The sequence below is a fragment of the bacterium genome, from assembly GCA_027622355.1.
Taxonomy (GTDB): Bacteria; UBA8248; UBA8248; order UBA8248; family UBA8248; genus JAQBZT01.
The window spans coordinates 1-14,242 of record JAQBZT010000040.1; the positions used below are offsets into that span (position 1 = coordinate 1).

Genomic DNA, 14,242 nt, shown 5'->3' on the forward strand with positions numbered 1-14,242 from the left:
CCGGTACCGGTGCCGATGACGATGATGCGCCCGTCCACCCGGATGGCGTCGAGGTCCTTGTCGAAATTGTCGCACGCGGCCAGTTCGACAATGACGTCCACGCCGCGGCCGCCGGTCAGTTCCTTGCACCTTTCGGCGAAATCCTCTTCCTTGTAGTTGATCGTCTCATCCGCGCCGAGACTCTTGCAGAAATCGGCCTTCTCCTTCGAGCTCACCGTGGCGAACACGCGGCAGCCCATGGCCTTGGCCAACTGAATGCTGCCCATTCCGACGCCGCCCGCGCCGCCCTGGACGAGAACCGTCTCGCCCGGCCCGGCTTCCGCCTTGATGACGAGAGCGTTCCAGGCCGTGTAAAAGGCGACGTTGAGGCCGGCCCCTTCCTCGTAGCTGTACTTTTCCGGGAGAACCGCGGCCGTCGCCGCCTCGAGCCGGACCTTCTCGGCGTATGCGCCGCCGATGCCGCGCCCGAAGACACGCTGTCCGATCTTGAAGTTCTCCACCCCCTTGCCCAGGGCGATGACCTCGCCGGCGGCCTCGCCGCCCGGGATGTAGGGCGGGGTCACGAATTTCGCATAAGGATGCTTCGCGGCACGGATGGCGGTATCCACCGGATTTACCCCCGCGGCCCCCACCTTTATCAGCATCTCGCCGGGACCCGGCTTGGGGTCTTCCACTTCTTCCACCGTCATGGGAACGTCGAGATTAAATGCCTTCACGTGTACAGCTCTCACAGATATCCTCCTCAAAACAAAACGCACGGACGCATCTTGCCGGCGGCAATGACAAACGGAGCCCCCCGAACAAGGCTTCTTGGGAAGGAGTATTATCTGGAGGAAGGAGTAACGGAAGTCAAACGAGCCTGCTCGATTTTCTCGGCCATGGTGCCCGCATCGTCGCGCACCTCGCGCATCAGGGGAGAGTCGAGGATCGTTTTTTTCCGGCTGGCCAGGGCGCCGAGGTGGGCCTGGATATGATCCCCCATCTCGTAATTCGACCGGACGATGCGCCATTCGGCGAAATAGGCATAAAGGCGGCCGAAATCGTCGGTTCGCCGGGACAACTCACGGGCCAGGGCCGTATACCGTGTTTTGGCGGTTTTGTAGTTTTTCTCCAGAAAAAAGCCCTCGGCCATGGCAAAGGAGTAAAGCGGCTGGTTGGGGTACTGGACCAGCAGGGGTTCAAGTTCCTTCCGGGCCTCGGGGAATCTTTTTTCCTCGTACAGCGCCCAGACAAGCTCGAGCCGTGCGATCGTTCGCAGATACTTGCCCTTCGTCGCCGCCCGCCGGAGATAGCCGAGCCCCTTGTTTTTGGTCTCGTCGAGAACCTTGAAATCCGTCAACAGGCGGATGAACGTCGAACGGCTCTTCCAAAAGAGATAAAGGCCGAGCCCGTAGTAGGCGTCCTCGAGATTGGGATCGAGTTCGACCGCGCGCTGCAGGCTGTCGGCGGTCTTCATACCGTGCTGGAGGGCCGTGAGAAAGGAGTGGTTCTGGGCGGCATCGATGGCCATGATTCCGCTGGCCAGCCCCAGGAACATGTGGGCCGCGGCGTCCTTTGGATTTTGCAGGAGCATCAGCCGGGACTTCTCAATAGCCGTATCGGAATTGTCCTTGAATCCCTTGATATACGAGGCGCGATCGAAGTGCCGGACAAGGACCTGGTAAACCGCCGCCCGGAAGAGATAGCCCTCGGGGCGGTTGGGCATGGCGGCCACAACCTTGTCGAATTGCGCGAGGGCCTCCTTGTACCGGCCCGCGGCGGTGAATTTCAACCCTTGCTGAATCAGGCTTTCGGTCGGGGTTGCTGCGTGGGCGGGAGAGGCGACCGGTAGAAAAACAGCACATGCGAGGAGAAACGCTAAAACATGGAACAACGCACGGCGCATACCAAGCCCTCTCAGTTGGTGGCTTCAAGTTACCAGAGCAATATACGGGCAACAAGAGAAAAAAGTGTGAAATAAGGCACTATCCAGAAACTTCTCTCTTTCTCCGCAACGAGCGAGGTCGCGGATTCCCACGAAGCGCATTATTATTCAAAGAGTTAGAAGGCGGGCTGCAAAAGAAAAAAGGAAACAAAAAAGATATTACAAAAGGCAGACATAATGATGAATAACATATCGATTTCATGATATTTGAAAATAATTCAACCTCCCTTGCCGCATAATGTGAAGCCGGAGGGAACACCCAATGAAGGTGCCCGCGGGTGCCGTGCATATCATCGAGACCTTGCGCAAGGCGGGCCGGCAGGCCCTTCTGGCCGGAGGATGCGTCCGCGACTCTCTTCTAGGCCGCCCCCCCGAGGATTGGGATATTGCGACCGATGCCCCGCCCGAGGAAGTGATTGCCCTTTTTGACAAAACCCTCGCCGTGGGCGCGCGGTTCGGTGTCGTGAAGGTCCGCATCGGGAAGGATGATTACGAAGTGGCCCGGTTCCGGAAGGAGGGGCCCTATCTCGACGGTAGACATCCCCAATCGGTCGAACCCGCTGGGCCCCGCGAGGACGCGCTTCGAAGAGACTTCACCATCAACGGCATGTTCTACGATCCGGTGGCCGGCGAGGTCGTGGACTACGTAGGCGGACAGGATGATTTGAGCGAAAAAATACTCCGCACCATCGGCACCCCGGAGCAGCGGTTCGAAGAAGACCACCTGCGTCTCCTCCGCGCGGTGCGTTTCTCCACCCGGCTGGATTTCGATATTGCCCCCGATACGCTGTCGGCCATGAAGAAGTTCGCCCACCGAATCCAAAGGACGAGCACCGAGCGCATCCGCGATGAGCTGACGGCCATGTGGACCGGTCCGCGCGCGGACCGCGCGGCACAGCTCCTGCTCGAGACCAGCCTGCTGGAGGCGGTGCTTCCCGAGGTGGCCGCAATGGAGAACGTTGCCCAGCCGCCGGAGTTCCACCCCGAGGGCGACGTCTGGACACACACAAAACTCATGCTCGGCATGCTCGATGCGCCCTCCCCCACCCTGGCGTGGGGCGTCCTCCTGCATGACGTCGGCAAGCCCGTGACCTACTCGGTTTCCGACCGGATCCGTTTCAACGGCCATGCCAAAGAAGGCGTGAAAATCACCGAAAATATCTGCGCTAGGCTCCGGATGTCGAACCCGGATGCCACCCGGATTCGCGATCTGGTGAAACACCACATGCGTTTCATGCAGGTGCGGGAGATGCGCGAGAGCCGCCGGAAACGATTTCTCCGCGAACCTTTTTTTCCGGAACTCCTGGAACTCCACCGGATAGACTGCATGGCCTCCGGCGCAAAACTCAAAAACTACGAATTCTGCAAAGAGGAACTGGCGAAAATGTCCCTGGCGGAACTCCATCCCCCGCCCCTTCTGGATGGGCATGCGCTCATCGAAATGGGCTTTCCCCCTGGGCCCCGCTTTCAAGAGGTTCTCTCGGCCCTTGAAGACGAACAGCTCGAGGGACGCATCACCACGGTGGAAGAAGCGCGGCGCTTTGTCATCGCACAGATGTCGGGCGCGGATGCGGACAAGGCGCTTTGATGTCAAAATAGAAACGACGTTCGCCCGTTTCCATCGACCCCAGCCCCGCGCAGCAGGAGAATGAGAACGTGGCCCCAACCCGCTCCATCCGCATGACGGACCGCGACATCCATCTGGCGCTGCGCCGGATGGCCTTGGAAATCGTCGAAAAATGCGGGGCCGACACGCTCCTCGCCCTCGTAGGAATCCGCACGCGGGGGGAGCCGATCGCCCACCGAATCGCCGGAATCATTAAAGAACTCGAGGGCGTGGATGTCCCCGTGGGCGTGATTGACATCGGCATCCACCGGGACGATATCGGCCATCCGGGAGATCCCCGCACGTTCGGCCCCACCGAGATTAATTTTGACATCCAGGACCGGCACTTGGTTCTCGTGGATGATGTATTCTATACGGGAAGAACTATCCGGGCGGCCCTCGACGCCCTCATGGAAATGGGAAGGCCGCGCCGCGTCTGGCTGGCAGTGCTGGTTGATCGCGGCCACCGGGAGCTCCCCTTTCATCCTGACTTTGTGGGGAAAAGTCTTCCCACCTCTCGGGAAGAGCGGATTAACGTAAATTTAGAAGAGATCGACGGAGAGGATGCGGTTGCCCTCGTTCAGACCACCTGAGAAAGGAGAGTGCGATGTTCCGTAAAGTGCACCACATTGGCGTAGCCGTGAACAACATGGAGGACGCCCTCGCACTTTACGAAAAGGCGGGGGGGCGGCTGATCGGGCGGGAAACGTCCCGGGACGGCAAGGCCGATCTCGCGATGGTGGATATCGGCGGCAGCCTGATCGAACCCATCGCTCCGCTGGACGATGATTCCTCGGTGGGCAAATTCATCCAAACGCGCGGAGAGGGTCTCCATCACATCGCTTTTGCCGTGAGCGACATCAAGGCGGAACTGGCCCGGCTGAAAAAGGAGGGCTTCGACTTGATCGACGAATCGGCACGGCCCGGATTCATGGGGCACATGATTGCGTTCATCCGGCCGAAAAGCACGATGGGCGCCTTGTGGGAACTCGTTGAGGGAGAGGAGTAGCGCGCGCTACACCCCCCGATCGCGCATCCTTCTCCGGTAGTGGGCATAGGCCGCACCGGCCCATTCCTCCGGCTTTGCAGGCATTTGCACCACGGTGACGTAGTGATCCCCCCGCCGGAGTCCCTCGGGGCCCTGCCGGTGAATCCCCCAGCCCCGCAGGCGGATTGTCCTTCCCCCCCGCGTCTTCGCCGGAATGCTCACCTGCGTTGCGCCGTGAACCGTGAAAACGCGGACGGCGCCCCCCTCGGCCAGCCGGAAGGCGGGGACCTTCACCGTGCTGTGAACGTCAAGGCCGGCGCGCCGGAAGGCGGGATGCCGGCGCGAGGAGACGATAAGGAACAAATCGCCCGGCAAACCGCCGTGAAGACCCGCGCCCCCTTCTCCCGGGACGCGAAAAGTCTCGCCGCCCTCAAGGCCCGCGGGAAGATGCACGCGGACGATATCCTCCGCCTTAACGCGCCCCTTTCCGCGGCAGGTGCCGCAACCGTCATCCCCCTGCCCTCCGCGGCATTTCGGACAGGGAACCGCCCGCCGGCAGGAAACGGAGATCACGTCCCCGCGGGCCACCTGCAGAAAATCCAGAAGCACCTCCACCGACACATCCTCGCCATAGACCGGCGGGGGGAGCGGCGCCGCATCCACAGAGACGGCACCCTCCCAGGCGGAGATGGCGACACGGTAGGCCTCGCTCAAGCGCTTGAATCTTTGCTCCATTTCGGGGTTCCCCGCATGCCGATCGGGGTGGCAGTCGAAGGCCAGGCGGCGGTAGGCGCGGCGAATCATCTCGGCGTCCGCATCGGGAGAGAGGCCGAGCACCTTGCAAGCGGACTCCAGATTGGGAAACGGGGCCTGTGATGGCATCGGAAATCCTCAATCCTGCAGACGAAATCCCACTGTCACCCAACCATTATAAACAATTCGAACCCTTCAATCCTCCCGGTTCCAGGAGAATTCTCAATTGACCGTCTCTCCCGGATAGCGCGACAATAGCGCGTTGGGCGCCATAGGTTTTCGTCGTCCGCTTCCCGCCTTATTTTTCGCCGCGTGAATTCTTGGCAAAACCTCCAAGGAGAAAGAGGTTCTATGCTGCTAAGCGACAAGATGGCGATACAAGGAAATTCCTGGTTTCGCTGGAGAAGCTATTTGCCCATCATTCTTGCCCCAGCCGCTGTTTTGGCGGCAATGGACGCAGGTCCCTTCGAGACAATGATGGGAAAGTCCGTAGAAAATCCATGGGATCTTTTTGCCCTCGCTGTCTCCTTCCTCGGCCTCATCGTCCGCGCCTGCGTGGTGGGGGACACGCCTCGCGGAACATCGGGCCGGAATACGCGTCGGCAAAGGGCGGACAGCCTGAACACAACCGGAATGTATTCGATAACGCGAAATCCGCTTTATTTTGGAAATTTCCTCATTCTTCTTGGTTTCGCTCTCGCCATAAAAATCTGGTGGTTTGTCCTCTTGACTCTTATTCTTTTCGCCTTGTACTACGAACGGATTATTTTTGCGGAAGAAATTTTTCTCTCCAAAAAATTTGGGGCGGCCTACGAAAATTGGGCAGCGAAAACACGTGTCTTTTTCCCCAGTCCTGTACTTTGGAAAGGGCCGGAGCTTCCGTTTTCGTTCCGCACCGTCCTTCGCCGCGAATACCACGGTTTTTACCTGATCGTCTTAATCCATTTCTTGGCTGATGCGGTCACCGATCTGCTGGGGAAAAACGAGCCATTGCAGACATTTCTCGCCGAAGACTTCCTCTGGGTGTATTTCTTCCTTATCAGCACATTGATTTATCTCGCTATCAGGATTCTCCACAAATATACCCGTCTGCTTCATGTCGCAGGGCGTTAAGGGGCGCATGAAAATATCGGGCATCAACCCATAAGTCACCGGCCCTACAGCGCGCGCTGGAGAATGACGAGCACCCCCGCAATGAGCAACAGTGCGCCCCCCCATTTCTGCCAAGTCAGCCGTTCCATCCCCCTCAGCCAGAAGTACGAAAAAATCAGCGCGAACAAAGGCGCCGTGTAAGCGAAGGGCACGACCAGATACACCGCCCCGTACCGGAAGGAAGTAAAAAAGAGGAGGTAGCTGAGGGTATTGAGGAGGCCGGAGACCAGAAAAATCCGCAGCGCCCGCCGATCCACATGAAAGCGCTCCTCCTTCGGCAGAAACGGCAGGAACAAGAAAAGGGCCGGGATGGAAACCGCCGTCGCGATGGTGGCACCTATGATCGAATCGGGGACCATGTCGAGGGCGTAGCGGCGCGAGGTTGTGGAAAAGGCCATGGCCACCGAGTGGCCGACGGGGAGCAGAAGGAAGATGCGCCGCCAGTCCGAATCCCCCACCGGCTTCATCGAAAGAAGGGCGCAGCCCCCCACCACCAGGAGCGTCGCCATGAGGACCGCGATCCCGGGCTGCTCGGCCAGCCAGACGACCGCCACCAACGTGGAGAGGAACGGGGTCAGCGTCGAGAACGGCATCGCCCTTCCCACCCCGATGTAGCGGATACCCATGAAGAGCATCATCCGGCCGAGCCCCGGCGCAAGAATTCCGCCGATGGCGAACCAGAGAGCCGCCCGGAAGGTGAGCTGGCTCCAGTCCGAATAGAAAAGCGAGAGAACGACCAGCATCGGCAAACCGATCAGAAGACTGATCAGCACCCCGGCAAAGGGAGAGGCCGACCGCGTGGCCGAGCGCACCATGACGCTGAAGGCGCCGAACATGATGGCGGAACCGACGGCGAAGGCGATGGCGAGTGGGGGGTTCAACGAGACCTCCTCGGGCAAAAAAACCGGCCCGGCAAACCGGCAGAAGACGGCGCCGGGCCGGCGCAAAACCGGCCTTGCAGAAAAAGACTAAAAATAGGCCTGGCCGGGCTTCACCGGCGGCTCCCATTCACAGTCGGCAAAGGGGCCCTGCCCGTTTTTCTTCACATAAGCGACGCGCCTGTCGTTCACCTTGCCGTCAACAAGCACGCGCTGGAGCCAGTCGAGAATGTACTGGTGGTTGTCGAGGCCGCCCAGGTTCTGGATGCGCGCGAGCGGGTGGAACTGATCCTCGAACACCCACATCTCCTTCTTGCAGGTGAGGTCTTCGAAAACCTCGATCGCATCCTCCAGCGGACAGAGGGGGTCGAACTCGCCGGTGACCAGCAGGGCCGGACACTGCACCTTGTCCATGTAGCCCTTGACGGTCATCTGCCGGGCCATCTCGTCGAACTCATTCTCATCCGTTATTCCGGCCATGTACATGAAAACCTGCTTAAAGCGAGGAGAGGACTGGGTGAAGATGGTGTTGTTCGGATTGAAACAGGCCACCGCGCTCGCCACCGCCGCCATCCGGTGGTCGTAGCTGGCCAGCCGGAGCGACCAGTAGCTCCCCATGCTGATGCCGTAAATCGCAATCTTCGAGGGCTCGACCTCCTCGCGCCCGAGCAGATGATCGATCACCGCCGCCCCGGCCCGCTCGTAGTTGTCGCCCACGGAGCGAATCTTCCGGATGTTCGAGGCTCCCTGCCCCGGCCCGTCCATGGCGAGGACGTGAAAACCCCGATCGGCCGCCACGTTCCGGTGCGCCCAGGGAAAAACCTCCTTGCTCTGATCCATGCCCGGCACGTAGACGATGCAGGGGGCCTTCCGGCGATCGGGGAGAAGATGGAGCAGGCAGGAGATCGACTTCCCGTCATCGAAGGGCACCTCCACCCGCTCGATGGGGTAGGCGGCCACCCCGGAGCGGCGATCCACCATTTCGTCCATCTTCTTGCACAGGTAAATCTTCATCGGATTGTCATCGTAAAAGATGGGGTGCTGCGCCATCCGGTAGGCTTCTATCGCATGGTCGTAGTGCTCGGTGGCGGTGGCGTTGAAGCCCTCCGCCTGCGCCTTTTTGGCCAGCGATTCGTGAAACTCCGCGGACTCCCGCCAGACCTTCGGAAGCATCTGGTAGTTGTGCGCCGTCTTTCCCTGCGGCACTTCCAGATAATCGCCGCGCTCGAAGTTCTGCACCCGGCCGCGCATGTGAAGGGCCAGATCGAGCATCCACTGCTGGTTGTCCCTATCGGTTCGAAGCTTGCGGATCATGGTCGTTCTCCTTCAGATGAAACGTACTCCGGAAGCGGGAATGAAACACAATGCGAGTGCGCCATGAAGAGTATTTCGGAGGAAATGGTACGTCCCGCCCGGGGCGGGGTCAATCAAATCAGGAGAAATGCGGAATCAGCCGAAAACGATATTTTCTTCCCCGAACTTCTTGATCTGCGCGGGAGAAAATCCGAGCTCCGCCAGGACATCGTCCGTGTGTTCTCCCAGCCGGGGGGCCGGACGGCGGATTTCCGAAGGCGTATCATCGAGATGAAAGGAAGCGCCCACAAGGCGGAGCATTCCGTAGAGCGGATGTGCCACTTCATCGAAAAAGCCCATCGCGTCCATCTGCTCATCTTCCAAAAGGGCGGAAGGCGGCCTCACCTTCGCGCAAGGCACCCCGGCCGCCTCGAAGCGCTCCACCCATTCATCCGCCGAAGCGGTCCGCAAAACCTCCTGCACGCGCGAGATGATCTCGGCCCTGTCCGCATGGCGATCTCGGAAGGCGGCCCACCGCGGATCAACCCGCATCTCCTCCAGTCCCAGGACGCCGCAGGCGCGCTCCCAGAAGCCGTCCACGTCCATGTAGAGATAAATATGGCCCTGCTTCGTTTCGTAGATGCGGGCGCTTCTGTCCGAGAGCAGGTCCGCGACATTTTCGAGCGGCTCGCGATCCTTCGCCCAGACGAGCCGCCCCGTCTGGAGGGCGGCCGCGCCCCCGAGCAAGGAGGCATCAACATACTGGCCCTTGCCGGTCCGCTCTCTGGCGAACAGCGCGAGGAGCGCCGCGGACGCCGCCAGCGCGCCCGTAAAGTAGTCCACGAAATGACCCTGGACCAGCTGCGGCCCTCCGCCCGCTCCCTGCTCATGGGGGATGCCGGAGAACGTCTGGACGATGGGATCGATGCCCCGGCGCCCCTTGAGGGGCCCGCGCTGACCATAGGCGGAAACCGACACATAAACGAGACGCGGATTCGCACTCCGGAGAGAGGGCGCCCCCAGCCCGAGCTTCTCGGCCACCCCGGGGCGGAACCCTTCCACCAGGACATCCGCCCGTGCCGCCAGAGCAAGGGCGATTTCTTTGCCCTCATCTTTCTTTAAATCGACGGCGATGCTTCTCTTGTTGCGCTGCAACCCGAGAAAAAGCCGGCTATCGCCATCGAAGGTCGAGGGAAAAACGCGGATCGCGTCCCCTGCCGGCGGCTCCAGCTTCACGACATCGGCGCCCGCATCAGCCAGCAGCATTGTGCAAAAGGGACCCGCCACGTAATGGGTCAGATCCAGCACCCGGAGTCCGTCCAGCGCCCCCAAAGACATCTCTCCGAACCGGAAAAGCGCACGGCTACCCGCGTTCCTTGACCATCCGCACTTTTTCCATCAATTTTTCATTCGTCCGCTCGCGCGGGACGATGAAGCGCTCGTTCTGTCCCTCGGCCACCTTCTCCACCTCATCGTATATCTCCGCCTCGAACAGGCAGCGCCGGCGATCGCGCTCGATGAGGCGCGCTTTGACCCGAAGCTTCATCCCCCGCGGGGTACCGACCATGTGCTTGAGCGAAACCACCGTCCCCACGCTGGTCTGATCGGAGGGAAGCTGTTCCTCCAGCGCAGAGAACGCGGCCTGCTCCATGAAGTTCACAAGGCTCGGGGTCGAGACGACCTCTGCGTTCGTTCCGCGGAGATGGGGGGGGACATGCTGCTCCTCCACCACAATTTCGAGGGTTCCCTCCAGACCCAGCCGAATCGGATCATCGCTCATCCATTTTCCTCCCGGCGGAAGCGCCCGCCCCCATGCCATCGGGACTAGACTGCCAGAACAATCTTTCCGAGAAATTTCCCCGACATGAGCAGATCGTGCGCCTTGGGCGCCTCGGCCAGCGGGAAGCTCTTGCCGACATGGGGCTTCACCCTTCCGCTCTCCAGCAGATAGACAACCGCGCGGTTCATCTCGGGAAACACGGATTCTGCGTTGAAGAGGCTCGCGCCGCGAATGTCGATGTCCTTCGAGTAAAAAGACGGATAGTTCACGGAGCCGACGGGATTCTTCCCGGTCCCTGCGCCGAGGATCACCATGGTCCCGAACTTCTTGAGGGCCACGCAGTCCTTGTCGAAGTTTTCCGTCGCCACCATTTCGATCACCGCGTCCACGCCCGCACCGCCGGTTTCCTCAAGGCAGCGGGCCGCGAAATCCTCCTCGCGGTAGTTCACCACCACATCCGCGCCCATCGCGGCGCAGAAATCCGTTTTTTCCTTCGAACTCGCCGTCGCGATCACGCGCGCGCCGCAAGCCTTTGCGATCTGGATGGCCACCGAACCCACCCCGCCGGCACCGGCGTGGATCAAAACCGTCTGGCCCGCGTGCACGCCGGCCTTGAAGACCACCACGTAATATGCCGTGTACAGCACAACCGGGAGAATTCCCCCTTCCTCGAAGGAAAGATTCGACGGAAGATGCGCCATCCGAACCGCGTTCAGAAGCGATTTTTCGGCATAACTGCCGCTCATCGCGGAGCCAAACACACGGTCACCCTTCTGGAAACCCTTCACGCCCTCTCCCACGGAAATGACCTCGCCCGCGGCATCGATGCCGGGCGTCCAGGGGAGCTTGAGCCCCTTGGCGAGCGGATGATTCCCCGAGCGGAAGGTGGTATCCACGGGGTTCACCCCTGCGGCCCGCACCCGAACAAGGACCTGTCCCGGACCGGGATTGGGATCAGGCGCCTCCGCGACTTTCATCACTTCGGGCCCTCCGAACTCGTTTACATGAATCGCCTTCATGCCTTTTCTCCTCCCTAAAAGGCTGGTCCATCTGGCTGAAAAAATCACCGTTGACATCGGGAAATCCGACTGGATAATGGCATTCCCTGACCCGATTGCAAATCGGCACACCTCTTCCTTGGGAAGAGGAGGGGGGATTCCTCTCTCGAAATTGCTGAGGAAAACCAAGTTTTTCGTTTGTTGGATGCGTGAAAAACATCCTACTTCAACAAAGGAGTCTTCTGATGAGCAAGAAGTTTATCTGGGCGGGCGCCCTGGTGGCCGGCATCGCCCTTTCGGCCGGCCCGGGCATCGCAGCGGAAAGATACCGCGTCGGCGGCGGCCCCTCGGGCGGCGCCTGGCACCCATCTCTCAGCGCCGTGACCCAGATGCTGAATAAGCATCTGGGCTCGAAGTATAACTTCAGCTACTCTCCCTCGGCCGGATCTGTCGCGAACGTGCGGCGCGTGGGCCTGGGTGAGTTTTCCACCGCCTGGGGGCACGTCGGTCAGGTATATCAGGCCTGGAACGGCATCGGACTCTTCAAGAAAGACGGCAAGCAGCGCAACTTCCGCGTCATCGCCAACGTGCGGGCGCAGACGCAGATCGTCGCCGTTCTCGCCGACAGCCCCATCAAGTCCTACAGCGACATGAAGGGCAAAGTGGTCAATCTTCTCGCGCTGGGGTCGGGAAGTCACGTCAACTGCCGGAACATGTTCGCCACGCTGGGCCTCTACAACGTGAAGGAGCCCAAAAAATCGGCCATCAGCCCCCGCTACCTCGGCTTCGGCGCCTCGGGACGCGCCATGGGCGATCGCCAGATTGACGTCTATTGCTCGGCGGGCGCTCCCTTCACGATCCCGGCCCTCACCCAGTTGTCGATCACCAAGCCGGTACGCTACGTGAGCCTCACCGAAGAAGAACAGAAGAAGATCACGGACAAGTTCCGCTTCTACGTCCCGGTCACGATTCCCGTGCAGAAAGACGTGCGCGGCATGACTGCGCCCGCCCGCACGATCGCCTATGACGTGTGGTGGCTCGCTCACCGGAAAATGTCCAACACTGCTGTCTACGATCTGGTAAAAACCGTCGCAAGCCCGGAAAATCTCAAACAGCTTGCGAAGACCGCTCGCTACCTGCAGGACCTGAGCGGAAACTTCAACGCTCTCAGGGTTCACAAAATCTGGGTGCATCCTGCGGCGGCCCGCTACTGGAAAGAAGCCGGTGTGAATGTTCCCTCGGAGATCGTCAAGGGCTTCTAAGGCGGGTATCTCCCCAAAAGGACGATTTTCCAATAGAATGAACGGCGAAGGGGGGCGGATCCTCGCCCCCCTTTTGCCCGTCTCTCCCCATGTGCCCCTATGAACGGGAACCGAAATGTTTGACCGCATCCTTCCTACGCTCATGAAGATCGGCCTTGTGTCCAAGGAGATGGTCACCCCTCGCAGTCTGCCCGGCCCCTCACGGGTCATCGTCTCGATCATCGCCGTGGGGTTTTCCTACTTTTTCATCCACGTCGCTTTTTTCGGACCCCCCATCGCGGAAATCTTCAAGGGGACCTATATCCTCGGGACGGGGGCCCTCAGCGTGCTGATCTACAAGGGAAGAAACTATCCCGTCCGGGAGAACTTCAACTGGCTCGATGAAATATTTGCACTCATCACCCGGGTGGCGATGGTCGCCACGCTGTTCATCTGGCTTCACTGGGCCCTGTTCGACCGGACCGAGCTCTGGAGCGAATCCGGAGGCGCGGGCGCCACGCTCTTCGCCCTCGCCGGAGCGCTGATCGGCGCCTGGCTCTACTACCGCGAGGCCACAAAGGAGAAGATCGGCGAAGGGACGTTCCTGACCGATTGGATTTTTATTTTTGCCACGGTTTCGCCGATGGTGTGGTGGTATCTCAACAACGCCACACTGGCCGCCCGCTTGGGGAGCCCCGTTCCTTTTCTCGTTGTGATCCAGGCGGGCCTCCTCGCTGCTGTCAGCTTCGAGATCGCCCGGCGCATTGTGGGGCCTGTGATCCCTCTTATCGGCTTCATCTTCATGATTTACACGTATCAGCCCATCGCCCAGCTCTCGCCGGGACTTTTTTTCCATGACGGGTACAAGATATCCCGCATCGCCGAGTTCCTGATTCTCGAGGCGGACGGCATGACCGGCCTCATCATCGAGGTTTTTGCATCCTATATCGTCATTTTCGTCGTCCTCGGCGCCTTCCTCGAAAAGACCGGGCTCGGCTCCCTGTTCATTGACGCCACCTACCGGCTCACCGGTCAGCGGACGGGCGGGCCCGGCCTCACGGCCGTCATTTCAAGCGGCCTCTTCGGCATGATTTCAGGAAGTGGCGTGGCAAACGTGGTCACCACCGGCACCTTCACGATCCCCCTCATGAAACGCGTGGGCTACAAGCCCGAGTTCGCCGGCGCGGTCGAGGCGGCCGCCTCCACGGGCGGGGCCTACATGCCCCCCATCATGGGCGCGGGCGCCTTCCTCCTGGCCCAGCTGACCGAGATCAGTTATTTTGAAGTCATCAAAATCGCCGCCATTCCGGCGATCCTCTATTATCTTTCGGTGGGCTATATCGTTTATCTCCGGGCCGTGAAGCGCGGCCTTCACGGGGTGCCGGTCGAGGAACTGCCCCCCTGGGCGGGCATCCTTCCCCGGCTCCATCTGCTTCTGCCCATTCCGGTGATGGTCTACTACCTCGTCATCGGAGATTCGGCCTTCCTCGCCGGCTTTAAGACCATCATGCTCATCATCGGCCTCAAGACCTTGGATCTTCTGGCCGAAATCCAGACGCCCCTCTCGGCCCGGCTCTGGAAACCGATTCTGGGGCTCGCGCTGCTCTTCGGGGTCTTCGTCTATCTCTT

The 14,242-nt window shown here is 60.4% G+C and carries 15 protein-coding genes; 7 read left to right on the forward strand and 8 right to left on the reverse strand.

Annotated elements, in window-relative coordinates:
* Nucleotides 1-716: zinc-binding dehydrogenase (locus O2807_03980; protein ID MDA0999664.1), on the reverse strand; the 716-nt coding region annotated here is incomplete at its 3' end.
* 107 nt (nt 717-823) lie between these two features.
* The gene (locus O2807_03985; protein ID MDA0999665.1) at nt 824-1,771 is read right to left on the reverse strand and encodes a hypothetical protein; all 948 of its coding nucleotides are present in this window, start codon (nt 1,769-1,771) and stop codon (nt 824-826) included.
* A 71-nt stretch (nt 1,772-1,842) separates the two neighbouring features.
* On the opposite strand from O2807_03985, the gene O2807_03990 reads away from it, so the two are divergent.
* The 4 genes from O2807_03990 to O2807_04005 all read left to right on the forward strand — a co-directional run bounded on the left by O2807_03990 (nt 1,843) and on the right by O2807_04005 (nt 4,539).
* Nucleotides 1,843-2,112: a hypothetical protein gene (locus tag O2807_03990; GenBank protein MDA0999666.1), complete on the forward strand. Its 270-nt coding sequence runs from the start codon at nt 1,843-1,845 to the stop codon at nt 2,110-2,112.
* 74 nt (nt 2,113-2,186) lie between these two features.
* Nucleotides 2,187-3,512: a CCA tRNA nucleotidyltransferase gene (locus O2807_03995; GenBank protein MDA0999667.1), complete on the forward strand. Its 1,326-nt coding sequence runs from the start codon at nt 2,187-2,189 to the stop codon at nt 3,510-3,512.
* A gap of 92 nt (nt 3,513-3,604) precedes the next feature.
* On the forward strand, nt 3,605-4,123 hold the full coding sequence (gene pyrR / locus O2807_04000; protein ID MDA0999668.1) for a bifunctional pyr operon transcriptional regulator/uracil phosphoribosyltransferase PyrR: 519 nt from the start codon (nt 3,605-3,607) through the stop codon (nt 4,121-4,123).
* 14 nt (nt 4,124-4,137) lie between these two features.
* Nucleotides 4,138-4,539, forward strand: a complete 402-nt coding sequence (locus O2807_04005) for a VOC family protein (protein MDA0999669.1) — start codon at nt 4,138-4,140, stop codon at nt 4,537-4,539.
* 6 nt (nt 4,540-4,545) lie between these two features.
* Here O2807_04005 and O2807_04010 read toward each other — a convergent pair whose 3' ends face one another.
* Nucleotides 4,546-5,400 carry a DnaJ domain-containing protein gene (locus O2807_04010; GenBank protein ID MDA0999670.1) on the reverse strand — a complete coding sequence of 285 codons (855 nt, stop codon included), beginning with the start codon at nt 5,398-5,400 and terminating at the stop codon, nt 4,546-4,548.
* Between the two features lie 222 nt (nt 5,401-5,622).
* On the opposite strand from O2807_04010, the gene O2807_04015 reads away from it, so the two are divergent.
* A complete protein-coding gene (locus O2807_04015) occupies nt 5,623-6,384 on the forward strand; it encodes an isoprenylcysteine carboxylmethyltransferase family protein (protein ID MDA0999671.1) in 762 nt (253 codons plus the stop codon).
* 44 nt (nt 6,385-6,428) lie between these two features.
* Here O2807_04015 and O2807_04020 read toward each other — a convergent pair whose 3' ends face one another.
* The 5 genes from O2807_04020 to O2807_04040 form a co-directional block, all read right to left on the reverse strand.
* A complete protein-coding gene (locus O2807_04020; GenBank protein ID MDA0999672.1) occupies nt 6,429-7,304 on the reverse strand; it encodes a DMT family transporter in 876 nt (291 codons plus the stop codon).
* An 87-nt stretch (nt 7,305-7,391) separates the two neighbouring features.
* Nucleotides 7,392-8,615: an alpha/beta fold hydrolase gene (locus tag O2807_04025; GenBank protein ID MDA0999673.1), complete on the reverse strand. Its 1,224-nt coding sequence runs from the start codon at nt 8,613-8,615 to the stop codon at nt 7,392-7,394.
* Nucleotides 8,616-8,750: 135 nt separating this feature from the next.
* Complete coding sequence (locus O2807_04030; GenBank protein ID MDA0999674.1) at nt 8,751-9,932, reverse strand: CoA transferase; 1,182 nt, start codon at nt 9,930-9,932, stop codon at nt 8,751-8,753.
* Nucleotides 9,933-9,957: 25 nt separating this feature from the next.
* Nucleotides 9,958-10,374 (reverse strand): thioesterase, encoded by a 417-nt coding sequence (locus O2807_04035; GenBank protein MDA0999675.1) that lies wholly within the window; start codon nt 10,372-10,374, stop codon nt 9,958-9,960.
* A 44-nt stretch (nt 10,375-10,418) separates the two neighbouring features.
* Nucleotides 10,419-11,393 (reverse strand): NADPH:quinone reductase, encoded by a 975-nt coding sequence (locus O2807_04040; protein ID MDA0999676.1) that lies wholly within the window; start codon nt 11,391-11,393, stop codon nt 10,419-10,421.
* A 224-nt stretch (nt 11,394-11,617) separates the two neighbouring features.
* On the opposite strand from O2807_04040, the gene O2807_04045 reads away from it, so the two are divergent.
* Both O2807_04045 and O2807_04050 read left to right on the forward strand, forming a co-directional pair.
* Nucleotides 11,618-12,634 carry a TAXI family TRAP transporter solute-binding subunit gene (locus O2807_04045; GenBank protein MDA0999677.1) on the forward strand — a complete coding sequence of 339 codons (1,017 nt, stop codon included), beginning with the start codon at nt 11,618-11,620 and terminating at the stop codon, nt 12,632-12,634.
* 115 nt (nt 12,635-12,749) lie between these two features.
* On the forward strand, nt 12,750-14,242 hold a 1,493-nt coding region (locus tag O2807_04050; protein MDA0999678.1), incomplete at its 3' end, for a TRAP transporter fused permease subunit.